General features: G+C 52.0%; 18 protein-coding genes. 11 read left to right on the top strand and 7 right to left on the bottom strand.

The window, feature by feature from the left end; genetic code table 11:
• Nucleotides 1–76: 76 nt before the first annotated feature.
• Entirely contained in the window at nucleotides 77–1,654 is a 1,578-nt protein-coding gene (locus LOS79_RS01205) for an extracellular solute-binding protein (protein WP_315415677.1), read from the top strand.
• A 93-nt stretch (nucleotides 1,655–1,747) separates the two neighbouring features.
• Nucleotides 1,748–3,193 carry a glycosyl hydrolase family 28 protein gene (locus tag LOS79_RS01210; protein WP_315415678.1) on the top strand — a complete coding sequence of 482 codons (1,446 nt, stop codon included), beginning with the start codon at nucleotides 1,748–1,750 and terminating at the stop codon, nucleotides 3,191–3,193.
• Between the two features lie 93 nt (nucleotides 3,194–3,286).
• Here LOS79_RS01210 and LOS79_RS01215 read toward each other — a convergent pair whose 3' ends face one another.
• Entirely contained in the window at nucleotides 3,287–4,849 is a 1,563-nt protein-coding gene (locus LOS79_RS01215; RefSeq protein WP_315415681.1) for a diguanylate cyclase, read from the bottom strand.
• 160 nt (nucleotides 4,850–5,009) lie between these two features.
• Here LOS79_RS01215 and LOS79_RS01220 point away from each other — a divergent pair, with 160 nt between their 5' ends.
• Both LOS79_RS01220 and LOS79_RS01225 read left to right on the top strand, forming a co-directional pair.
• Nucleotides 5,010–5,603, top strand: coding sequence for an RNA polymerase sigma factor (locus LOS79_RS01220; protein ID WP_315415682.1), 594 nt, complete (start codon nucleotides 5,010–5,012; stop codon nucleotides 5,601–5,603).
• Nucleotides 5,569–6,723, top strand: coding sequence for a DUF4179 domain-containing protein (locus LOS79_RS01225; protein WP_315415684.1), 1,155 nt, complete (start codon nucleotides 5,569–5,571; stop codon nucleotides 6,721–6,723). The genes LOS79_RS01220 and LOS79_RS01225 overlap by 35 nt, the downstream gene beginning before the upstream one ends.
• 128 nt (nucleotides 6,724–6,851) lie before the next feature.
• Here the strand turns inward: LOS79_RS01225 and LOS79_RS01230 are convergent, their stop codons facing one another.
• The 4 genes from LOS79_RS01230 to LOS79_RS01245 all read right to left on the bottom strand — a co-directional run bounded on the left by LOS79_RS01230 (nucleotide 6,852) and on the right by LOS79_RS01245 (nucleotide 11,236).
• Nucleotides 6,852–8,342 carry an MDR family MFS transporter gene (locus LOS79_RS01230; protein WP_315415685.1) on the bottom strand — a complete coding sequence of 497 codons (1,491 nt, stop codon included), beginning with the start codon at nucleotides 8,340–8,342 and terminating at the stop codon, nucleotides 6,852–6,854.
• A complete protein-coding gene (locus LOS79_RS01235; RefSeq protein WP_315415686.1) occupies nucleotides 8,335–9,009 on the bottom strand; it encodes a hypothetical protein in 675 nt (224 codons plus the stop codon). The genes LOS79_RS01230 and LOS79_RS01235 overlap by 8 nt, the downstream gene beginning before the upstream one ends.
• 106 nt (nucleotides 9,010–9,115) lie before the next feature.
• Nucleotides 9,116–9,649, bottom strand: coding sequence for a hypothetical protein (locus tag LOS79_RS01240; protein ID WP_315415687.1), 534 nt, complete (start codon nucleotides 9,647–9,649; stop codon nucleotides 9,116–9,118).
• Nucleotides 9,650–9,766: 117 nt separating this feature from the next.
• Complete coding sequence (locus LOS79_RS01245; RefSeq protein WP_315415688.1) at nucleotides 9,767–11,236, bottom strand: methyl-accepting chemotaxis protein; 1,470 nt, start codon at nucleotides 11,234–11,236, stop codon at nucleotides 9,767–9,769.
• A gap of 212 nt (nucleotides 11,237–11,448) precedes the next feature.
• Between LOS79_RS01245 and LOS79_RS01250 the strand changes: the two genes are divergently transcribed.
• From LOS79_RS01250 to LOS79_RS01275, 6 genes are all read left to right on the top strand, one after another.
• The gene (locus tag LOS79_RS01250) at nucleotides 11,449–12,120 is read left to right on the top strand and encodes a response regulator transcription factor (RefSeq protein ID WP_315415689.1); all 672 of its coding nucleotides are present in this window, start codon (nucleotides 11,449–11,451) and stop codon (nucleotides 12,118–12,120) included.
• Entirely contained in the window at nucleotides 12,117–13,187 is a 1,071-nt protein-coding gene (locus LOS79_RS01255) for a HAMP domain-containing sensor histidine kinase (protein WP_315415691.1), read from the top strand. Before LOS79_RS01250 ends, LOS79_RS01255 begins: the two co-directional genes overlap by 4 nt.
• On the top strand, nucleotides 13,187–13,738 hold the full coding sequence (locus LOS79_RS01260; RefSeq protein ID WP_315415692.1) for a hypothetical protein: 552 nt from the start codon (nucleotides 13,187–13,189) through the stop codon (nucleotides 13,736–13,738). The genes LOS79_RS01255 and LOS79_RS01260 overlap by 1 nt, the downstream gene beginning before the upstream one ends.
• 107 nt (nucleotides 13,739–13,845) lie before the next feature.
• Nucleotides 13,846–14,865 (top strand): LacI family DNA-binding transcriptional regulator, encoded by a 1,020-nt coding sequence (locus LOS79_RS01265; protein WP_315415694.1) that lies wholly within the window; start codon nucleotides 13,846–13,848, stop codon nucleotides 14,863–14,865.
• 1,064 nt (nucleotides 14,866–15,929) lie between these two features.
• Nucleotides 15,930–18,776, top strand: coding sequence for a fibronectin type III domain-containing protein (locus LOS79_RS01270; protein ID WP_315415695.1), 2,847 nt, complete (start codon nucleotides 15,930–15,932; stop codon nucleotides 18,774–18,776).
• Between the two features lie 291 nt (nucleotides 18,777–19,067).
• Nucleotides 19,068–19,952 carry a M23 family metallopeptidase gene (locus LOS79_RS01275; RefSeq protein ID WP_315415696.1) on the top strand — a complete coding sequence of 295 codons (885 nt, stop codon included), beginning with the start codon at nucleotides 19,068–19,070 and terminating at the stop codon, nucleotides 19,950–19,952.
• Nucleotides 19,953–20,057: 105 nt separating this feature from the next.
• Here LOS79_RS01275 and LOS79_RS01280 read toward each other — a convergent pair whose 3' ends face one another.
• Together LOS79_RS01280 and LOS79_RS01285 are read right to left on the bottom strand one after the other, a co-directional pair.
• Nucleotides 20,058–21,362, bottom strand: a complete 1,305-nt coding sequence (locus tag LOS79_RS01280; protein WP_315415698.1) for a Gfo/Idh/MocA family protein — start codon at nucleotides 21,360–21,362, stop codon at nucleotides 20,058–20,060.
• Between the two features lie 26 nt (nucleotides 21,363–21,388).
• Nucleotides 21,389–22,927, bottom strand: coding sequence for a glycoside hydrolase family 31 protein (locus LOS79_RS01285; RefSeq protein ID WP_315415700.1), 1,539 nt, complete (start codon nucleotides 22,925–22,927; stop codon nucleotides 21,389–21,391).
• A gap of 240 nt (nucleotides 22,928–23,167) precedes the next feature.
• Here LOS79_RS01285 and LOS79_RS01290 point away from each other — a divergent pair, with 240 nt between their 5' ends.
• Nucleotides 23,168–24,508: an ABC transporter substrate-binding protein gene (locus LOS79_RS01290; protein WP_315415701.1), complete on the top strand. Its 1,341-nt coding sequence runs from the start codon at nucleotides 23,168–23,170 to the stop codon at nucleotides 24,506–24,508.
• Nucleotides 24,509–24,558: the final 50 nt, after the last annotated feature.

The following is a 24,558-nucleotide window of genomic DNA, read 5'->3' on the forward strand; positions in this document are numbered from 1 at the left end:
TTAACCAAGTCTGCCTTACAGGCAGGGTTGTTTAAATAAACAAGCACCAAAGGAAAAAAGGGAGGATAATAGAAAAATGAAAACTAAATCTTGGTTGACCGGCATGGCAGCAGTGCTGCTGTCTGTATCTTTACTTGCAGCCGGCTGCAGTAACAACGGGAATAATAAGGCTTCTTCATCCAACACTCCGGCCGAAACGCAGCCGGAAGCAGAAGCACCGCTTGAGATTACATGGGCGAACAACTGGAACGCACCGGAAGCCGACAATAATTATGTGCAGAAATTCATTGAGCAGAAATTCAATGTCAAAATTAAAAATGTGAAATTTGAAATCGCGACCTGGAAGGAGCAGCTTGGAGTCATGCTGGCCTCCGGCAATATACCGGATGTCCTGGCTGTCGACGGAACCGTCGGGGATATGGTGCAATGGGCTGATCAGGGCGTAATCGCCAGCATTCCGGTAGAGGATATTAAGACCTATATGCCCAAATATGTGGCAGATGTAGAGAGTATTGATCCCAAGGCATGGGATGCCGGCAATTATAACGGTAAGAACTGGGGAGTCCCGAAGGTCTGGTCCAACGGCAGCACCGGCTTCATGCCTGCCTATAACGGACAATGGCTGAAGGCGATTGGCTATAGTGAGGCCCCTAAGGATCTGGCTGAACTGGAGGATGTATTGACCAAGTTCACGAACAGCGACCCGGACGGCAACGGCAAGAAGGATACCTACGGGATGTCCGGCCGGGGTAAGGATGCGCAAATGCAAATGTTCAATCCCATCTTTGCAGCCTACGGAGTTAACCCGTTCCAGTTCAAGTTAAACGCAGAGGGGAAAGTGGAATACGGCGCGATTACGGAAGAAGCCAGAGCAGGTCTGGCCCTGCTGAGCAAATGGTTCAAAGCGGGAATCATTGATCCGGAATTTGTAACCGATGATAACGGTTCAATTCAGAACAAGTTCATCAGCCTGCGGACCGGCATGTTCGATACCGGCATGTGGCATCACCTCTATAAAGACGGCTACTTCGGACAGGTATCGGCAGATAAAGGGATTGAACTGGTGCCGGGTTCTCCGCTTACCGGACCGGACGGCAAACAATATGCTTTCTCGAACGGCGCCCTGCAGCCTCCGATCTTCTTCGGTGTCCAGCTGGAGAAGGATGATAAGAAGCGGCAGAAAATTCTGGAGATCCTGGAATATGTCGCAACGGATAAGGAAGGTTATCTGACCTCAACCTTCGGTAAAGAAGGCGTAACGTATAACCTCGAAGGTGATTTGGCTGTTGCTGTTGAAGATCCTGCGGAGACACTTGCGGCACTGGGCGTAGGCTTCTATAATCCGCTGGGCGGCAAGGTGGAGGCGATGACAAAATATCATTTCTCTGCGGACAAAATTGCCTTCCGCGACAAGTACACCAAAATTGACGGGCTTACCGTACTGACAGACTTGATGCAGTCAACGGTTATGACCACCAAAGCGCAGTATGAGACGATTCTGAGTACGCTTCAGACCCAATATTATATTAAAGCCATTACCGGTGAAGCGGATACGGACAAGGCCTTTGATGACTTCAAAGCCCAGTGGCTGAAATCAGGCGGACAAGCGGAGCTGGACGAAGCCCAGAAGATATATGAGGAGCGCAGCAAGTAATACTATAGCTATTAATTCGGGAACCGGCTGTGCAGACATGGCAACATGGCTGCACATGGCCGGTTTCATTATTACAGGGCAGGAGTGGAAATTATGAACAAAAAGAACCTGATACAGGTCTATTCCGCACCTGAGGGTGCTGTACGCAACTCCGATTTCTCTGTCCGTGTCCGGACGCCCGAAGGCGGGTGGGAGCCGCTGTTCAGCTACAATGTGAAGGTGGACATGCATAATGTGCGCGATGCATCGATGGTCCAGTTCAATTGCGCCGGAACCGTTATAATCGAAATCGAACATCACTCCGCAGCGGTTCATGAAGCCGTAATCCGTCCGCTGTCCGCCGGTTTAACCGGTGAGCTCAGCGGACGCTGCATCTATTTCACTATAGACGGGCCTAAGCTGCTGTCGGTTGAAATTAACGGCGACCGGTTTCATAACCTGCATATTTTTGCGAATCCGCTTGAAGAGCCGCTGCCGGCTGCCTGCGGCAGTGAGATTGTGGTACTGGAGCCGGGACTGCATAACACGGAGGAACTGCAGCAGCAACTGGAGCAACCTGCGGATCCGGACGCGATGCGGACAGTTGTCTTTAGCCCCGGAATTCACCGGCTCAGCCATCCGCAGCTTCATCTTCCATCGTGTACCACCATATACTTGCCTGGCGGCGCTGTGTTATATGGGGGCTTTGTGTGTAATGCAGTTCACGATGTGGCTGTCAAAGGTAATGGCATTCTCTATATGACAGAGTTCGAGAAAAATACTTTCTACCGCGGATTTGAAATAAAATACTCCCGTAATATTCAGCTTGATGGGATTACGGTCATTGACCCGCCGCACTACACCGTTCTGCTCGGCCAGTCTGAGCATATTCTGATCCGCAATCTGAAATCATTCAGTACACGCGGCTGGTGCGACGGAATAGATATGATGGCCTGCAAAGGGGTCACCATCGAAGGAGGGTTCCTCCGCACCTCAGATGACTGCATAGCGGTATATGCTTCGCGCGGGGAGTTCCGCGGCGATACGCGGGAAGTATCGGCCAGCGGCATTATCCTGTGGGCGGATGTGGCCCATCCGGTCAATATCGGGACGCATGGCGATTATGACGGAGAGGGGGATGTAATCGAGAATATCTCATTCACCGATATCGATATTCTGGAGCATCATGAGCCGCAGCCGGATTACTGGGGCTGTCTGGCGATTAATGCCGGAGATAATAATACAGTGCGTAATGTAGTGTATGAGGATATCCGGATTGAAGCCTTCGAACTTGGAGAATTGTTCAATCTGCGGGTGCTGCAGAATGAGAAATATAATCCGGTGCCCGGCCGGCGGATCGAACAGGTCACTTTCAGGAACATTCATTATAACGGTACCTGCCTGAACCCTTCCCATATTGAGGGCTATGATCATACAAGGGTTGTTGAGCATATTGTATTTGAGAATGTCACCGTGAACGGCAGTGCGTTCCAGCTTGCAGAACCGAATATTATAATCGGGAAACATGCCCGTAATATAATGAATAAGCCGCTCCGTTAAGTGAGGGGAAGCACCGGAACGTTACCTGCCAGCATTTCTACTTTAAATAACCCGTCAGGCAAATTGCCCGGCGGGTTATTTAATGCAGCCTTATTACTGATCCGGCAGTGAATGGGAAATCAGTGTCTCATAATGATTCACTTTGTTGCGGCCGCCCGCTTTGGAAGCGTAAAGCGCCTGATCCGCCTCAGCAATCAGCTGCTCCGGAAGGATACCGGCAGAGGGCAGACCATTCGCAACTCCGATGCTGATGGTAATGACACTGCTAATGTCAGAGCCTTCATGGGGGATTCCTGCCTGCTCAACAGCCGACCGGAGCTTTTCAGCCAGTCCCAGTGCCCCCGTGATATTAGTATCCGGCAGGATGATTGCGAATTCTTCACCCCCGTAACGGGCGATCATATCCGAGGTGCGGCCCAAAATTTGTTTGCCGAGAAGTGAGACTCTGCGCAAGCATTCATCACCGGCCTGATGTCCATAAGTATCGTTATAGGCCTTGAAATTATCAATATCAAACATGATCAGTGACAGCCCGTTCGGATTGCCGCTGCGTTTCGCCCTTCCCCATTCCTTTGCCAGTGTTTCATCGAAATAACGGCGGTTGGCAATATTTGTGAGCCCGTCCATCAGGGACAGCTGCTGCAGGGTATTTTCCATCTTTTTTCTTTCTGTAATATCAGTAGCCGTACCTATGAATCCGGTAATTTCTCCGTCCAGCCAAAGCGGTGTAACGATAAGCAAGACCGTCAAGCGGGAGCCGTCTTTGCGGATGTAAGACCATTCCCGTCCTTCCGGAGGCTCCTCCATTGCACAGTGCCTGAATACATCAAGTCCTTGGAAGGGTTTATTATGGAGGACAGACAGCTCGCCGGCATAACCGGCAATCTCCTCCGGATCATGAAAAATCATGGGGGTTTCCCGTCCGATCAAGTCTTCCGTCTGATAACCGAGCACTGTCTCCGCGGCTTTGTTAATATGAGTGATAGTTCCTCCAGAATCAAAGGCGGTAATTACCGTGCCTACCGAGGACTGGAAAATAGCTTCTTGCAGCATGTGGAGGGAACGGTATCTCCGCTCACTGATCTCCAGCTCATGCGCAAGCTGATTCGAATAAGTGAAGAAAGCGATTAGCCTGGCGGAGAATAGCCCGCCGGAACCAATAAACGCAAGGTAAGAAACAAGGTCCAGATAAGGAATTGTTCTCAGATTAGGTCCCATCAGCAGTGACATGAAGGTAATAAGCGTTAAGCTCAGGAGCAGTGAAAGCAGCCAGCGGCGCCAATACTGGTCTACATACTGCATAATCAAACCGCTGCCGATTCCTGCTGATATTATACTGATACATGCTACGACAGCTGTGGGAGTAAGCTGACCAAATATGGTTATTCTGCCAATGACAACAAACAGCGCAGTCAGCAAAGAAGCCGGCAAGCCGCCAAAATAGGCGGAGCAAATCACAATAATATGCCTGAAGTCGATCATGGTACTGGGATTAATCTTGAAGCTAAACATCAATAGGAAAAGGGCACACAGGCCATGCAGTATTCCAATCAGCAGCTTAAATTGCAGGGGGCGGGTCGGCTTTCTTAAATAACGGCGGAACAGCAGATTGAAGAGAAAGAGAAACGCAGTCAAAAGCGCGAAGTTTGCAATCATAAACCTAAACATTAGGATTCGACACCACTTCCACAGATAATGAAATAATATGCCTATTGTACTATGATTACCAACCAGCATAAAGCGGCTTTTAAATTCATGTCACGAAACGATGCTCTTAGCTTGTTATATAGGTATCAATCCATAGGAGGTGAGAAGCTTGCACTCAACCGTCCCCGGGGAAGCGGACGAAAGGAAGCTGATAATTGAGCAGGCTGTAGAAGCAGTGAAGGCAGGCAACAAGCAGCCCTACGAGATTATAATTAAGCAGTTTGAACGGCAGATCTATACTTACTGTTTCTATATTCTCAAGAATCATACAGAAACAGAAGATGCCGTACAGGAGATCTTTATCCGTGCCTATGCTAATCTTCACCGCTACAGCAGCAGCACTTCCTTTTCGGCCTGGCTTTACAAGCTGGCCTATCATCATTTGATAAATATGAAGAAAAAAGAAGGCCGCTGGCTCAGGCTGATTGAGCATTACAAGGATCAGCAGAGGCAGCAGCAGGTTCCGATAACCGATACGGTTACACACGAGCTAATGACCTATCTGACCACAGAAGAACGGCATATCCTGCTTCTAAAAGCTGTAGAGCAGTACACCTTTGAGGAAATCGGCGGGATTATGGGGATCGGGGCAGCAACAGTCCGCAAAAAATATGAACGGCTGCGCAAAAAGCTGATAGAGCGCGTACGCCAAAAAGGAGCGAAGGTTAATGGGACAATATCCGGGGCAAACAAAACATATTGAAATGGATATTATCGAACAACGGATCCGTGAGTCTATTGTGCCTAAGCGGGAATTGAGCACTCACATTATGAATAAGATCGGGGAGAACGGGGAGAACGGGATGAACAGCAGAACCATGAGAACTTCAAAAGCCAAACCGAGTATTTTCAAAAAGACAGCTATTGCAGCCGCCGTTGCCGCGGTGCTTGGTGCAGGTACGATCGTTGCTGGTTTCGTATCACCGGCTATGGCGGACACGCTGAAGAAAATCCCGGGCATCGGCCTTATTTATCAAGGTACAAGCCCAGAGTCGGTTGATCAGGCAATTGCCCAGGGAATATTATCGGAGCCTGCGCAAAGCGTGACCCACGGCGGAAATACATTGAAGCTGACCAATCTGCTCTATGACGGGACACGGCTGTCCTTCCTGCTGGAGTATGAAGGTGCACTGGATCTTTCCGAAAGCAGTTTAGGGTCTTTAATTGAACCTCCGGTATTCTTGGCAGACGGACAGGCAATTAAATTCACCAAAGGGATGATGGGCGATGTACCTTATCATGCGAATACTTACCAAGCCGAGCTGACACATGGCCTCGATTTGCCTGATGAGTTCGCTCTGACCATTCAGGCTAAAATGAAGCAGGCGGATGAAGTCTTTGAATTCAACGTACCTGTGAAGCTGGTTGATAACGCAATCGTAGTTAAGCCGGATATTACCAAGTCGGATGGAGCATTTAGTTATACAGTCGATGAGCTGCTGGTCACTCCGGTGTCCACCCGTTTAATATTGCACAGTCAGGGCGAGGTTCCGCACTCTACAGAGCAAACGGGTGAATATAGCGCCAGCAAAGTGTATTACGAGCTTGTAGATGATGAGGGGAATTCCCTTGACCCGAATATCTTCGGCTATTATAACAGCAAACCGCAAGCAGCGGATCAGGTCAACGAGCTGTATGCCGCGTTTGCCGCTACAACAAAGTCGGTAACCATTAAGCCGTTTACGCTAACCGTTAAGAACGATGATTTCAGCATTGTCGGGCAAAAGAAGGACAGCAACGGCAACCTTCTGCCGGGTATCCATAACCAGGGAGAACGGACTTACCTGCAGGATCTTGAAGTCACAGTGCCGCTTCAGCCTTAATTCGTAATCAATTGTTGTAAAATATCCCGGCAGGTTCAAGCGAAGAAACCGTCTCTTTGATAGAGCAGTGGAGTTTCCACTGCACAAAGAGGCGGTTTCTTTATATCTATATTCAGTCTGCCCTGCAATCAGTGCTGTGCCTCTTTCATCTTAAGCTGTTTCAGGCCCGGCTCGGAGTCCTTCTGCGGGGCGCGGCCGTGCTGCTTGATGAATACCGAGAGCAGTAATGCAATTATGCTGATTCCCACGATGACAAGATAAGCATCATTGATGCCTTGGATAGAGGCTTCCATCAGCATGTGTTCCCGGGTTCCGCCTGCAGCCTGCAAATCCTGCAGATGAGACTTGGTGCTGCTGGCCATGACGGTAACGAGCAGAGAAGTACCCACAGCGCCGGCGACTTGTTTAACCGTATTGGAAATGGCGGTGCCGTGTGCATTAAGCTTGGCGGGCAGCTGATTCAGCCCTGCGGTTTGGATCGGCATAAGGATCATGGCTAATCCGATACGCCGGCCGGTTGACATGAGCGCCATGTACAGGTAACCCGTCGAATCCGTTAAGCGAGTGAAGCTGAGGGTCGTAGCAATCAGAATCAGTAAGCCGATGACCGCAAGCCACCGGGCTCCGAAGCGGTCGAACAGCTTGCCCGTGACCGGCATCAGAATACCCATGATCAGCGAGCCGGGAAGGAGCAGGAAGCCGGATTCCATCGCTGTGTATCCGCGGGCATTCTGCAGATAGAGCGGGAGCAGAATCATATCAGCATACATCACGATCGTTACCGCCATATTGATAATTGTGGTTAAGGAGAACATCTTATACCGGAAAGCCCGCAGCTCCAGCAGCGGATTCGGGGAGACCAGCTGCCGCCAGGTGAATAATCCGAGTGACAGAACCCCTGCACCAAGCGAGAAGAGGACCTCCGTGCTTAACCAGCCTGCGCTTCCCGCCCGGCTGAAGCCATACAGCAGGGTTCCGAAGCCGATGGTTGAAATCACGACACTGGACAGGTCGAGCCTGGTATTGGAGCGTGCGGATACATTCCTTAAACAGATGAAGCCGCCGATGATAATTACGGATGTCAAAGGGATCATCCCGTAGAACATGCTTTCCCAGCTGTAATGCTCCAGAATGTATCCGGCCAGCGTAGGTCCGACTGCCGGAGCGAAAATGACGGCCAAGCCGACCATGCCCATTGCGGCTCCTCTTTTCTCGGGAGGATAGAGGGTTAGAATAACATTCATCAGCAGCGGCATGATAATTCCTGATCCTGCTGCCTGAACCAGACGCCCGGTTAACAGAACCGGGAAGTTTGCTGCGAGCGCCGATATCACCGTTCCGGCCAGAAAAATGATCATCGAAGTCTGGAAAAGCCCGCGCGTTGTAAACCGCTGCATCAGATAGGCCGTAACCGGAATCAGTACACCGCTAACCAGCATATAGCCTGTAGTCAGCCACTGGGCCGTTGAAGCGGATATGCTGAAATCGCTCATTAACTCCGGCAGGACAACACTCATGATGGTCTGATTCAGCGTGGCCAGAAAGGCGCCCAGAATCATGATGATTACAATCGGGCCCTTACGGATAGAACTTATATTCACTGCGGTTTCTTTACTCATTTGAATACTTCCTTTCAAAGGGTGCTTTAGCAGGCTTTTTCTTTTTGAGCAGCATGTATATGCCTGTGGAGAAAAACACAATACTGCAGCCCATCCCGAACAAGGCGCTGGACTGGAGCGCATGATCGGAATGCTCCATCATGAGCAGTGTGTACTGCGTTACCACAATGGCAACCATGGCATCGGTAAAACTGATGATTCTCAGCGTTGAAATGATCGGTCCTTTCAGATGCCGGTTCGACAAGATGCCGTATATGGCAAGTCCAAGCTTAGTGAACGCAACGGTTGCTACCAGATAAACAAGATAACCTCTGTAAAAGAGGGCATCTCCGGCAAGATACATTCGTAGACAGACCAGCAGATAGGTGATTCCGAGGAGGCACAGGAAAGCGCCGCTCCGCTGGTACACCATGAACTCCATGTCATATCTTTGCCCAGGCTCTTCAATGCGTTTGGCCGCTGCATATTTATGGAGTGCCTGTCTCCTTGCGGCGCAAAGGATCAAGTAATAGAGCGCATTGATAATGAACCAGCCGGACAGAAGGTACAGTCCCAGAATCAGCTTAGCCGCACCGATCATAGCATTAATTACCATTGCCACACTGTTTGTTATCGCAGCCCGCTCCTGGTAATCGGTCATGTAGCGGTTCAATAATTCTTTAAGCACTGTCCCCTCCATTAATCTTCAGGCGGAACCTAGGTCCGCCTGAAGTATTCTCTTATAATCAGATAGCCCAGAAACAGGACAACAAGCTTGCTTATCATATTCAGCCTTAGTTAACCAGCAGGGAATTGGCTCTTTGGCCGAGCTCGTAGAGTTCGTCATATTTCTGGTCAATCAGGGGTGCAACCCTGCTTGTCTTCTTCTTGCTGATATTCGTATAGAGCAGATACGGGATAATCCAGCCTGCGAAGCCCGGGATGGCCAGAATGATGGAAAGCACCAGGCTGCCATCCAGATTGGCAAACACCGAACCTGCCATAAAAGCCGTTCCGGCCACACCGGTGGCATACGCGGCAGCGGACGCAAGGATGACTTTGGAGTTCTCAAGAGCTTCGATCTCGGTAACGGCAGCGTCAAACTGGCGCTGCAGCCGGGTCAGTTCAACCTTGTTGCGGATTTTGCGGTCCCGTTTGAATTTCATGGTTACGGAGCCGGGATGCTGGGCCGGTGCTGAAGTGCTGTCCAGTGTCCAGCCGAAATGGCTGTACCCGTCGGCATACACAGATTCTACTCTGCGTTTAACCGTAATATCTTTGTATTCATAACCGACGTAATTCGTTTCGTTTCTGGTAAGCTGATTCATTTTTCATTTCTCCTTTATCTTCTATAGTGTATTTGGCAGGCTGTTTTCCGCTTCACCTGATAGAATCATTGTAGGATTAACATATTTATGAATTGCTTACGTTTTGTTTGTGTTACATTAATTAGCTCCATTCGTTCCGATTAATTCCTGCAGCTGTATGCTGGAACGGCTGATTCTGCCGATGGAGCCATAGATAATTTCAATTCGCTCATCCTGTTCCTTATTGGCGCCGAGCAGCTCGGTCGTTGCCGTCAGGTTTTTATGGGCAATCGCAGAAATTTGATCAGACTGCAGGCGGATTTGTGAGAATACTCCGCTTACATGCCCAATTTTAGCAATCTCCTCTTCTATATAACGGTCGATCATCCTGAAGGCAGTGCTGACTTGCTCGAAGCTGCCAATGACTTGTTCAGTAATTACATTCCCTTTTTGAACAGCTGCTTCTTCATCCGTTGCTTTCTTTAATACCGCATTTGTTTTTACCTTGATGTCTTGAACAATCTCCGTGATACTATCGACAGTCGCTGCGCTTTGCTCGGCCAGCTTCTTGATCTGCAGTGCCACCACGCTAAAGCCGGCCCCGGCTTCTCCGGCCCGCGCAGCTTCAATTCTTGCATTAAGCGCCAGCAGGTTGGTCTCACTGGCGATCTGGCTGATGGCGGCAAGAAAACCGTTTACCTGTTCCAGACTTTTGTTCAGAGCACCAACAGTCGAGAACGATTCCTGCACAGCCCAATTAATAATCTTCATCTGCTCCTCCATCTGGCGGAACTGCTCTGCACTTTGCAGCAGTGTCGTACTGGCCGCATCAGAGGTTCGGGTCAGCCCTGCGGACATCTCATTAATCTCTGCCATCCCCATGTCAGCCTGTCCTATCATCGTATTAATCTGTTCCAGGCTGCCTGACTGCCGGGCAACATCATGCGCTACCTCCTTAATCCGGGTTGACATACTCTCACTGATCGTTCTGAGGATCCCGATATCCTGGTTGCAATGATCAATATTCCCGTGAAGCTGGGCCGTGTTCTCGCCGATGACCTGAACCATGTTCTGGGCCGCTGCCTCATTGCTGTGGGCTTCCGCTTCATTCCTGTTAGCGTTCTCTATCAGATCCGCATTCCGCTTGCATACGAAATACAGGACCAGTGTAAGCAGTGCCAGAAAGCCCATATTGATGAAATAGTACCCGATATCCCCGGTGTTCTCTGTTTGCTTCCCTGAGAAATGCATAACGGAGAACGTAATGGTGTATAAGCCGCCAAAGCTGAACAGGATAGATTTATTGGAGTACAGCGAAACAATGCACAGCACGGTGGCTATAATCATGCCTGTGTAGGCGCCGCCGATATAATTAACCGTACAGGTCAGAATAGCCATGAACAGAATGGCCATTGTTAAGGTATGCTTTTGTGTGGTGAGGATCAGTATAGAAGCAATAGAGAGCTCAATCAGAAGCGAGAAGGCAATCTCACCCAGCACCTGACCCTGAAAATAGAAGATAACTGCTGCTGCAAATATGCCCCATAGCATAATGGTGATGATCTTATTCACCCTGGCCCTGTTTGTAATGATAAAATTGCTTTCCATGCTTATTTCCTCCTGATCGCTGTGATTTTGCCTTGAGGTAATCCTTATGCTGTGAGCGATTGTATTCCCGGAATGTTTATGTTTTGCTTAAGTAATGTTTCTGTTCTGTTAATTCCGTAATTAACAATTCAGCAACAAAACTCAAACAAACTATAAATGCGGCAACAGTAATATGTAACAGGATGCAGCGTCAATAAGAGGAGGGCACGAACTTGATTCATATTCTGGTGGTAGAGGACGATGTAAAGCTTAATCAAATTGTCTGCACCTATTTAAACGACAGCGGCTACAAGGCCAAGGGCTGCCTGAGCCCGCGCGAGGCTTATGATTTAATGTACAACCAGCTGTACGATCTGATTATTTCCGATATTATGATGCCGGACATCGACGGGTTTGAATTTGCGGAAACCGTGCGCCAGCTGAACTCAACGATTCCTATACTCTTTATGACCGCGAGGGATGATATCCTGTCCAAGCAAAAGGGCTTTAAAATCGGCATAGATGACTATATGGTAAAGCCGATTAACCTGGATGAGCTGATCATGCGTGTGGGGGCATTGCTGCGCAGAGCTAATATAATGGAGGAACGCAGGATGACAGTAGGCAATCTTACGCTGGATGCGGATGCGATGACCGCCTCTGTCGATGGTGAAGAGGTTCCCCTCACCTTGCGGGAGTTCAATATCCTGTATAAGCTGCTCTCGTACCCGAAAAAAACCTTTACGCGCGCACAGCTCATGGACGAGTTCTGGGGCGTGGAATCCGACACCAGCCTGCGGGCCGTAGATGTCTATGTCACGAAGCTGCGGGATAAGCTGTCCTCCTGCACCGGTTTCGCGATCGTGACTGTACGCGGGCTGGGGTATAAGGCGGTGCTGCAGTGAATGCGCAGGACTCCAGAGTGAAAGCGTCCATCTTTCCCTTGTACAGCTTTGTGCTTTCCTTCCTGGTGCTGGGGGCACTGACTACAGGCCAGATGATGATTTTGCAGACCTACCTTGATTTAGCAAGCATTCCGCGGGAATATATTGTATTTGTAGTAGCCTACTGGATCGTTGCTGCAGCCGCATTTACGCTGTTAACCCGCTATCAGTTCGTGAGACGGTATCATAAACCGATGGAGCGGTTCGCACAAGCGATCGGAAAAGTCGCGCGCGGCGATTTCTCCGTCTATGTCCCTCCAAGGCATCTGAAGAACAAAATGGATTATCTGGACGTGATCTGCATGGATTTCAATGTGATGGTGGAGGAGCTTGGCAGTATTGAGACGTTCAAAACCGATTTTTTCTCCAATGTGTCCCACGAAATTAAAACCCCGTTATCCGTCATTCAGAATTATGCGCAGGCCCTTAAGAATGATAAGCTCGCGCCAGGGCAGAGAGCGGGCTACATTGATACCATTCAGGAATCCTCCTCAAGGCTAAGCGAGCTGATTACTAATATTCTCAAGCTCAATAAGCTGGAGAAGCAGAACCTGCAGCCGCTGCCGGAGGCATACGATCTGTGTGCCCAATTATGCGAATGTGCGCTGCTGTTCGAGGAGCTGTGGACCCGCAAAAATATTGAGTTTATCGCAGACATTGAGGACCTTGCAACGATTGAGGCGGATGCCAGCCTGCTTGAGCTGATCTGGAACAATCTGCTCTCCAATGCCATCAAGTTTACCGAACCCGGCGGTACGATTATGCTGCAGCAAAGCTCCACGGATGAAGAGGTAATTGTGTCTGTCTCCGATACCGGCTGCGGGATGAACGAGGAGACCATGAAGTATATTTTTGATAAATTTTATCAGGGCGATACCTCCCGCTCCACTGAAGGCAACGGGCTGGGACTGGCTCTTGTGCTGCGTATTCTGCAGCTTATCGGCGGAAGCATCACTGTAACCAGCATCCCGGCTGTAAAAACTACCTTCACCGTACGTATTCCAGTATTCGTAAAGGAGCTGAGCTGATGAATCAGGTCACACGGGGCGGAAGCAGCTTTGTCGGATATGATTATAAAGAAGCGGCGGTCGAGCGGGAGAAGAGCTCCATGTATATTGACGGTTATATGAATTTCGGGTGGATACTGAATGAAGAGCTGAAGCCTTCCGCCTATAGGGGGGGGAATCATACCGGCAAAGTGATCATTAAGCTCAAACGGGACCGCAAAATACTGCATAAAACCGAGCTGACCCGGCTGGAGCGCCATTTCGAAGCCTGTATGAGTGAACTCGCCGTGATGGAGAAATCGAAAACCTCATTTGCCGTCATGTGGGCACTGGTGATTGCGATGACCGGCACTGCCTTTATGGCAGGCTCTGTATTTGCGGTTACTCATGATCCGCCTAAAATCCTGCTGTCCATTCTTTTAGCCGTTCCTGCTTTTGCCGGCTGGACCCTTCCGGTCTTCGTCCATAAGGCAATCGTGCGCCAGCGAATGAAGCTGATGGAGCCGCTGATGGAGCAGAAATATGATGAAATCTATGAGGTGTGTGAAAAGGGGAACAGGCTGCTGAGCTAGGGACTTTTGAATTGAAGCGGCCTCCTCTGGCCGATTGACCAAATGCATCGGGAAACGCTATAATTTCTTGAGTGCGCAAAAAGTTTCTTAGACTGGAGGGGATGCAAATGAAGCTGAAGGAAATTGCCCGGAAGGCCAATGTGTCGATCAGCACCGTATCCCGGATTATGAACAATCAGGGCAATTTCAGCGAAGAGACGCGCAGGAAAGTGCTCGAGATTGCGAATGAACATTTGAAGCCGGGGATTGCTCCCCCCAAGCCGGCAGGCATAACCTATAATATCGCGGTCATCGTTCCGGGCAACAGTGACTTCTTCGATAATGACCCGTCCACCTCGGCGGACCTGAACCACCTGAAGGAAGAATTCGAAGCTTACGGGCATCAGGTGCATATTGTGAAGCACGGTGCGGATCTGCAGTCCTCTCCGGCGTATAAGCTAGTCGGTGAGGAAAAGATGGATGCTGCGGTCATTTTTGATCCTTTTGTCAATGAGCAATTGTTCGAGGAGCTGGAGCGGCTGAATATTCCGTACCTGCTTACGAACGGGAGAACGTACAAGCATAATCATAACTATATTGATTACGATAACCGTAAAGGCGCATATGAGGTCATCCGTTACCTGCATGAACTGGGGCACCGGAAGATCGGTATCCTTGCCGGACCGAAGAATCACCTGGTCAATCTGAACCGGCTGGACGGCTGCAAGGATGCTTTCCGCGATTTGAAGCTGCCCTGGTCAGATGCCCGGGCTTTAATGGGGGCGTTTGATCCTGCACACGGCTATGAGGCCGTGAAGCAGCTGATGAAGGAGGACCCTTCCATTACAGCGATGTTTACCTTCAATGATATTATTGCCTTCGGAGCGATGAAGGGGCTCGCGGAGCTGAATATCCGGATTCCGCAGGACATCTCCCTGATCGGCTTCGATGATCTGAAGCTGTCGGAGTTCATGGTTCCGCCGCTGACCACCGTCCGCAGATTCCGGTACGACATCAGCTCCATCATTGTAAAAGTACTGACGGAGCTGATTATGAACAGCAATATTGCCGAGGTGCACATCAGTCTTAAGACGGAGCTGATTGAGCGGGAATCCTGCACAGGTTTGGCGTCGGGCAGAAGAGAATGAGAACAGTAGGCTGACTCTTGAAAGGAACAGCGGCTGCCCTGGACAAGAGATAGAGTCCCGGACGGCCGCTGTTATATTTGGATTTCCTGATTATACCCGCTGTTCGCGGTAGAAATCCGAACACTAGCATATGCTTCCGAAGCGAGCTTTCCTACGGAAAGATTTCGGGCGATCGCTATCGCTCCTGCAGTCCCAAATTTTCCCTTCGTTCCTTCTTGCTTTTAGTTAGGTTCTTTTGTGCTTCTTATATAACTGAAGCCTGTGTCCCTTGTTCCAGACAATAAAATGATTCTGAGCCGGGCCGAGTGCGACCATTCCGGGTTACTGCCCACCCCAAACACATACTTCAAACAAGTTGCTATTCAGGCCGCCTAAACAAACAAATTCCCCCCCAATTCACTACTCCTAACAGCCACCAGCCGACCCAACAAACCACCCCAAGCATAACGCCGTTCACCAGCCCACCCGACAAATCACCCAAGCATCATGCTGACCAATAGCCGCTTACGGACCCCACGGCCCTTAAAACCCCATTATCGGCCCATTTGGCGGGGTTACGGACCCCACGGACCTTATTCGCCACTTTTGCCGGGCGATTATCACTTTTCCGGCAAAATAACGGCGCTGGTGTCCGCAAGACCCGGCGCACAGGCTCTTTTCGCAGGCTTAAGGCCTCTCCAGTCCGTAACGCCAGACGTATAACTGAACAACGTTGCGTATCGGTCTGCTTTTTGACTGAAGTCCGTACTTCCGAATTAAAAAGCAGTCGTCCCTGCGGCGGACAATGGGAAGCCCGGCGCCAGACTCCCCCGGATTTCCTGCTGTAAGCCGTTGTAGGCGATGGAAATACGCCCTGTAAAATCAGGCATTCCGGAGCACGGCTTTTTGCTTGACGGCAAGTGCGGGAGTAGACTATACTGAAGGCGCAAAAAGTTTGCGCAAATAATTGCGTTGGCTTTTTATTAACAGGGGAGGGATGATGGATGAGGAGTAAATTATCAAAAGCTTTAATGAAAGCGGTTACTGTAATGTTATCATTTATTTTGCTGACAGGAGGTTCGTTGGTGGGATCATGGCTGCAGCCGGCGGCAGCGGCAGCCGGTCCGATTACGGTTAATCTTACTGAAACACAGGAGGCGTTCAAGAACCCCCTGAAGGGCTTCCGGCCCACCCGCTTTATGAACGACAGCAGCTTTTCGGATCAGGAATACGGGACCGTGTTCAAGCACTATATCAAATATACGGATCTGGAGAATGCGGCGTCCGATTCCGTCCAGAAGATTAAGGACTGGAGCAATACGGCCTGGGCAGGCATCGAGAGCCAGAATAAGAAGGTCATTCCCCGCGTCTTCATTGTGTATCCGAACGGCGGGGAGTATTGGCCGGATGGTGTGCCGCATGGCGATGTGACCACCCAGTGGACTTCAGATATCCTGAAGAACCGCCTGACTGCCTTCATCCAGAAGCTGGGCCAGGCCTGGGATAATGATCCGCGGGTGGCCTATGTGGAGCTGGGGCTGTGGGGCAACTGGGGCGAGCATCACATTTGGCCGGATAAGCTGGCCGACGGGACGGACCGGATGCCGCTCAGTTTCCAGACGGCGCTTGGGAATGCGGCTTCGCAGGCTTTTCAGAATAAAAAGGTTCAGGTCCGCTATCCCGATACCTTCCAGAATTACAGCTTCGGCTTCCTGTGGGATTCCTTCGCGCTGATTGATGACCTGTCCGGCGGGGAGGGCATTGCGGCGAGGAATGTGTGGCGCACGCAGGTCAACGGCGGCGAGGTGGCGTATGACTGGGGACAGAAGGAGATTCAGCCCGGTGATTCCCCGAATGATACGTTAAGCGATCCGAACCACCGGAACTACGTCATCGACTGGATCAAAAAAACGCATACCAGCAGCCTCGGCTGGATTGATCTGTACGACGCCGGCAATCCGGCTGTGTCACAGGGCGCTGCCCTGATGCAGAAGGAGTTCGGCTACCGGTTCGTCCTCAACCAGGCGACTTTCTCCGGCAGCGTGCAGCCCGGGGGCCAGATGAATGTGGCTTTTCAGGTGGTGAACAAAGGCTCGGCGCCGTTCTATTATAACTGGCCGGTGGAGGCCAGCCTGCTGCGAAGCGACCGTACCATAGCCTGGAAGGGCATCTTCAATAATGTGGACATCCGCAGCTGGATGCCGGGGGATGACTGGAACAGCACCACCCGCCAGTATAATCAGGCAGCTGCCGTGCAGCAGGTAGCCGGTGCATTTACGATACCGGCTAATATGCCAGCGGGGACGTATATCCTGGCATTGTCCATCCTGGACCCTTACGGCTATAAGCCCAGCGCCCGGTTTGCCAATACTAATTATTACACCGGCGGCCGGACCCCGCTCGGCAATGTGGGCATCGGCATGGACCCGGCGAATCAGAATCTCGGAGCATTCAACAGTCTGAAGCCGGACAATACTCTTTCGTACAGCCTGACCCAGTCCGCGTATGACGGCGGATACAGCGGCGGCGGAAGCACGGATACCCAGGCGCCGAGCGTGCCGGGCAATTTGGCGGTAAGCGGAAAGACTTCAAGCAGTGTCAGTCTGAGCTGGTCTGCTTCAACGGATAACACAGGGGTAACCGGCTATGATATTTACCGCGGCAGTACGCTGGCCGGGTCGGCGGCGGTGAATTCTTTTACAGATACGGGATTAAGTCCTAGTACCAGCTACAGCTACACGGTTAGGGCGAAGGATGTGGCGGGGAATGTATCTGCTCCAAGCAGTGCGGTAAGTGCCGTTACGGATGCTTCCGGCGGCGGTACTCAGGCTTCCTATGAAGCGGAGGCGGCGGGGAACACTTTGACCGGGACAGCAGCCGTTGCCGCCTGCACTGCCTGCTCGGGAGGCTCGAAGGTGGGTTATGTCGGGAACAACACCGGTACGCTGCAGTTTAACGGTGTCGGTGCGGCAGCGGCGGGAACCTACACCCTGACCGTATCCTACCTCAGCGCTGAGGCCAGGAGTGTGCAGCTGCGTGTTAACGGAGGAACGGCCTCTACCCTTAATATGCCGAGTACGGGAGGCTGGACCACAGTAGGGACGGCGCAGGCCCAGGTTCAGCTGAATGCCGGTAATAATACCATTCATTTCTCCAATCCTGCCGGATGGGCAGCCGATATTGACCGGATTCAGATCAGCGGAGGTACAGGCGGAGGAGGGGATACACAAACTCCGACGGTACCGGGGAATGTGACGGCAAGCGGAAAGACTTCAAGCAGCGTCAGTCTGAGCTGGGCCGCTTCAACTGATAATGTTGGCGTTACGCAGTATGTGATCTACCGGAACGGGACGGAAGCTGGCACCTCAGCTGTGAACAGCTTTACGGACGGCGGACTGAGTGCCAATACAGCATACGCGTATACCGTCCGGGCAAGGGACGCTGCGGGAAATCTGTCGGCTGCCAGCACGGTGCTGAATGTAACGACCAATAACGGAGCGGCTGCCCTGCTGCTGGATAATTTCGATAACTCGCCGGTCTGGCCGGGAACGAATGATATAGGCGGCTGGGCAGGCGCCAACAGCTTTGTGAACAGTGCAGGTGTTATCGAATCAGGCGCACTGAAGCTGCAATATAACAACAACGGCTGGTTCGGCTCGACCATCAATCAGAGTATCGCGGGTTATACGAAGCTGATCATCCGCATCAAAGGGGCGGACGGCGGCGAGCAGAATCATATCCAGCTGACGATTGGCGGAGTGACGCAGACGCTGGCGGATTTCAGCGGGGATACGGTTACGGCCGGCTATAAGGATATTACGATTAATCTGGTGTCCAAAGGCGTGGACCGCAGCAGCCCCGGCCAGCTGGCGATGACCTTCTGGCACGGGGGCAACAGCACGGTCTGGATTGATGAGCTCCGGTTTGAGTGAGCGGCGGTGTTGCTGATGGAGTGCGGGGAGGGTGCCTTAACGGGTACTCTCTTTTCTTTGTGCAGGTAATTAGTGAATGCCAAGTAAATGTATGCGGAAAACCGAATACAATGAGCAGCTGCGGGGGTGCCCGGGCCAAATGTATGCGGAAAACCGAATACAATGTGCTGCTGCGAGGGCGGACGGGCCTGTTCGCCCGGATTGCAGTGATCCTTCAGTATTGCTCGTCTAAAAAACAGATAATACGGTTCTCTATTATGCTAATCACCGGGAGTTGAACTTTAGTCTGTTATGAAAAAATCAAATTACTTGTCGATGTTGTTGCTGCTGCTGGTGTTAGGGGGCTGGGCCGGTGCACTGTGGGTGCATGGTATGACCGGCGTGTATGGCTGGCTGGTGCTGAAATTTATACTGCCCGCTGCCGGAGCGGTTTGGGCCATAGTCAATCTGGTCTGGGTGGCCGTGAAGCTTGTAAAGCAGGCGCGTCTGAACCGGTTACTGTTGAATTTATGCGTATCGGCCATACTGCTCGGCCATTTTCTGTTGACGGTCAATGTAATTCCGCTGGCCTACCCGGTCGCCATTGCAGATTCTAAGCCGGGGATTACCGTGCAGTCCCCGTTTCATAGAGCGGCGGTTGTTGGCTGGGGAGGCGATGCCGTGGACGGTAATGCACCACATGCGGTGTGGCCTTCCGAACGCTGGGCTTATGATCTGGTGATGGAGCCTTATAATACAGGCAGCAGCCGTGCAGAGGATTACGGGATCTGGAATCAGGAGGTGTATGCACCGCTGGATGGCATTGTTATTGCTGCTTACGATGAAGAGGCTGACATTACGCCCGGATCGGAGGATATTCTCTCCATGGAAGGCAATTATGTCTATCTGAAAATCCCTGCCACAGGTACCTACCTGCTGCTGAATCACTTGAAGCAGCACAGCGTGACGGTAGAGGCTGGAGAAAAGGTACAGGCAGGTGATCTGCTGGGACGCGTGGGCAACAGCGGCTCCACCTCTGAGCCTCATCTGCATATCCACCATCAGCGGCAGAATCCGGTCCATACCCGGCTGCCTATCTTGGCTGAAGGCTTACCGCTCTACTTCGAGGATTTAGATCGCGTTTCATCAATGCCTGTTAAAGGAGAATTGATTACGCCGGCTGCTATCGGCAGATAGTATAGTTGGGTTTTGAAATGCTTCTGCGCATACAGAAAACAAAACAGCGGCAGCCCGGGAAGGTACTCCTTCGTCCCGGGCTGCCGCTGTTTCAATTACTATGAGCTACTTGCACATCTCAGCCTGCGGCGCTCCGCCCGGAGCGGCCCCGGCGATGGATTGCCGGAACTCCCGCATCTCAATCAGTGCACCATTCCTCACTCTGGAGTCCTCGGCGGCGAAGGCCATCAGATGGCTCTCCAGCGAAGCTTCCGCGGAGGTCAGGGTAGCAGTATACCGCTCGTGGCGGAGATCGGACAGGAATTGCCGCATGATCCCGTCATCACCGCCCTGATGACCGCCTTCGCTTGCGGGCATCTGCATGACCGTCCGGGTGCCGGACGAGAAGTCGAACAGGTCGATGCAGCCGCTCAGCAGATCGCCGCGGATTTCCCCTTTGGTGCCCATGATCTGAATGGTGCGGTTAATATCGCGCGTGAACCCGCACATGCTGAAGATGACCGTGACCCCGTTGGCAAATTCCATGTTGACAGTCTGGTGATCGACCACATTATTATCTGTCCGGTAGACGCATTTGCCGTAGGGACCGTGCAGGATCGCCTTCATCCGGTTCGGTTCGGTAGGCGGATCTGCAATCAGCGCTGCGAAGGGATTCACTTCCGGGTCCTGCATATAAAAGCGTACAGCAGAGTACGGGCAGGTGGCTTCCACCTCACAGCCGTCCGTACAGCGGTGGGCCGAGCCGGCCGGCGCATGCTCGGCCCGGAAGTGGCCCAGTGCGCCGAAGGAGCTAAGCCGCGTGCAGTCTGCATCGACCAGCCAGCGGATCAGATCCATATCATGGCAGGATTTCGCCAGGATCATGGGGCTGGAGAGCACATCACTGCGCCAGTTGCCCCGGACAAAGCTGTGGGCGTAATGGAGATACCCGACATTTTCATTATGCTGAATGGACATGAGATCTCCAGCGGCACCGCCCTGAATGAGCTCCTTAAGCTGCTTCCAGAAAGGAATGTACCTGGAGACATGGCAGATGGAGAGCAGCCGCCCTTCTTCACGGGCTACCCGCTCCATCTCGATGCACTCTGCCGGGTTACTCGACATCGGCTTCTCCAGCAGCACATGATAGCCCTTGCGGAGTGCGGCAAGCGTTGGCTCATAATGCATCTGATCCTGGGTGCAGATGAGCAGGGCATCGCATAGCTTGGGCTGTTCCAGCAGCTCTTCCCAGGTGGAATAGATATGCTCCGGAGACACCTGCAATGCTTCGGCAAACCGTGTCCGCCGCTCCGTGTTCGGTTCCGCTACCGCAACAACCTCCGCCTCATGGGGAAACCGCTGAACATACGGCATATATGACAGAAATCCCCGTGCTCCTGCACCAACTACAGCTAATTTGATTGTTCTCATTCAATAATCTCCCTTTGATTACGGCTTTAGATTTGCCGGTACCACGGCAGCCGGGACAGCGGTGCGCTTACTTCGACAGCAGCCGGGCCTTCGACGATGCTTCCGTCATCCCCCTGCCACCGGCCGGCCGGGAACCGGATCACCCTTGCCGTCTGGCCCTTATTCACGACAGGGGCGACCAGCACGGAGCCGCCGACCATGAACTGGTCTTGAACGTCATGGAAGCCCTGCTGCGGGAAGACAAATTCCAGATGGCGCAGGATGGGCAGCCCGTTCTCGGCAGCCTCGCTGGCAAGCCCAGAGAGCAGCGGTCCTAATTCCGTCCGCAGCTGCACTGCATTCATACACCAGGTCCATTCCTCTCCTGCGAGTACCCGCCATGGAGCCATGGAGAACTGCATCACGGGGAATAAGGCGGAGCACTGGACAGAACGGATGAAGAGCTCGGAATCAAAGTGGAAGTCCGGAGAATTAATATCCCCGTCCATCCCCCCGCCAACCATATCCGGGCAGTTGAAGGCATAGCCCATCAGGCCCTGGGCGATTGCATCAGGTATCAGTCCGGCAAGTCCGGTCGCCGCTTCCCATTTGTGCGTCTTGTCGCGCTGCCGCTGGAGCAGCGGCTGTCCCCCGAGCTTCCAGCACATACGCAGCTCGCTGAGCGGGTAGCCGATGCCGAGCCGGGCGTAAGCCTCGCAATCTTCCATAGGAAGGACAGGCCGGGTCCAGGCAATCTCTCCGGCAATATCATCCGTCAGCTCCGGCAGCAGCGGTTCACCGGCATCGAGCTTGAAGCCGTCGACACCGTAATCATGAACCAGCCGGTCCAGCTGCTGCCTGAACCAGGCTGCGCCTTCGGGGTTGGTATAATCAACAATCGCGCTGTACCCGTTCCACCATCTCCGCAGTATCGGGGAACCGTCGGTATATTGCATCAGGAGCCCGAGGCCGCGCAACCGGCGGAAGGTGATGCTGTCAGGACTGACGTACGGGCAGACCCACAGCATGATTTTGAAGCCCATCTCATGCAGGGAGAGAATCATTCCGGCAGGATCAGGGAAGCGGTGCCTGTCGAAATCCCAGGTTCCGTAATCGTTCATCCAGTTGTCGTCAAGGATCAGCACCCCCGGCGGCAGGCCGCTATTAATAATGGCTCCGGCGTAGGCCAGCAGCTTCTCCTGCGAGGGCTCGTAGAACATCTCAATCCAGGTGCAGTATTGCGGTGCCGTGAAGGCCAGCTTGTCAGGTGCAGTTCCCGAAGGCGGGAAGTGGAGCTTACAGGCATGCAGGTAGGCACCCTGCAGCGTCTCATGCCCTTCCTCTATGGATAGCTGTCCGCTATGGTCGATCGTCAGGCTGCTGTCATCAAACGAGAAGGCAAACGGCCCGTCGCACCAGATATATCTCCCCAGATTAGACAGCAGCAGAGGGGAAGCCTGGTTATCATCGGTCTGGCGCAGGTCGCGTTCATGCGGACGGCCGCCGAACGGCATCATATACCCTTCGTTAATTACGCCCCCCCACCAGAACTCCCCGGGTTGATTAGGCAATACAGTAATTGTCACCGCAGACACTCCTATTCAAAAATGATTAATAATTTGCGCAATTATTTACTCATATTATGGAATGAACTCTAACCCAATGCAACCCTTTTTTACCTTAATAATGAGGCATGTAATCTTAAGAATGAGGCATTTAAAGGGATCACAGACCTGGATTACAATGAAAACGTAAGAAGGCAGGACGATTTGCGATGCTGTATTTACGCAAATATTTGCCTAAACAATTTATTAGGGGGATATGAAATGAAAAAAGGCAAAAAATATCCATTTTTGTTTGCGGTTGTATTCCTTGTCTTTGCACTGGTCACTGCTGCCTGCGGCGGCAATTCGGGCAACAGCTCTTCCGGCAACACTCCGGAGAACAATGCCGGGGAAGCAGCTTCCCCGGCAGCCACTGACAAGCCGCAAAAGGAAGTGACGCTAACCTATTCCATCTGGGATAAAATTCAGCAGCCTGCAATGGAAGCGATTGCAAAAGAGTTCACTGCAGCCAACCCGAATATCAAGATCAAGGTAGAAGTCATTCCTTGGGGCGATTACTGGACAAAGATGTCCGCGGCGGCTCCGGCCGGAACCTTGCCGGATGTATTCTGGATGCACGGCGGGCAGTTTGTTAAATATGCCACAGGCAATTTCATTGAGCCGATCACAGGCAAAGTGCAGGCCGGAGAGATTAACCTGAGCGATTATGCGGCAGATCTTGCTTCTATCTATACGCTGAACGGTGAGAATTATGGCATTCCTAAGGATTTCGATACGATCGGCCTGGCTTACAACAAAGAGCTGTTCGATCAGGCGGGTATCCCGTATCCGGACGATTCCTGGGATTATGCCAAGCTTGCTGAAGCGGCTAAGCAGCTGAGCCAGCCGGATAAAGGCATCTATGGCTTTGGCGCAAAAATGGATACGCAGACCGGATACTGGAACGATATGCTGGCTAACGGCGGCAGCATCCTGAATGCGGATATGACGAAATCCGGCTATGATGATCCGGCTTCCATTGAAGCTCTGCAGGCCCGTTATCAGATGACTGTTGACGGCGCATCCCCGACCCATCAGCAGCTGACAGACACCGAAGCCACTGAGATGTTCAAGTCCGGCCGGCTGGCCATGATCTTCGACGGCTCCTGGCGGATCAGCGACATCGACGGCAGTGAAATTATTAAAGATAAGTGGGACTGGGCCAAGCTGCCTAAGGGCAAAGTGAAACGGGCTAACATCATTAACGGGCTCGGCAACGTAATGTCGGCAAGCGGTAAAAACAAAGAGGAAGCCTGGCTGTTCCTCAAGTTCCTCGGCTCCAAGCGGGCAGCGGAAATTACTGCAGAGATGGGCGCAGCAATCCCGGCCTATAACGGAACCCAGGATGCCTGGGTGAAATCGAGACCGCATCTCAATCTGCAAATCTTCATCGATCAGGTAGCGGATGCTGTGCCATATCCGAGCGGATCACTGGCTTACCCGGTCTGGTTTGCGAAAGAGCCTGAGATGATGTCCCAGGCATGGGGCGGAGCGGTCTCTGTGGAGGAAGCCGCGAAGAAAGTCGCTGATATGATGAATCAGGCCATCGCTGAAACCAAATAAGCTTTTATCATAATGAACATCATTACGGGAACGCCTCCTGCACGTCAGGG

Source organism: Paenibacillus sp. MMS20-IR301 (assembly GCF_032302195.1).
Taxonomy (GTDB): domain Bacteria; phylum Bacillota; class Bacilli; order Paenibacillales; family Paenibacillaceae; genus Paenibacillus_AQ.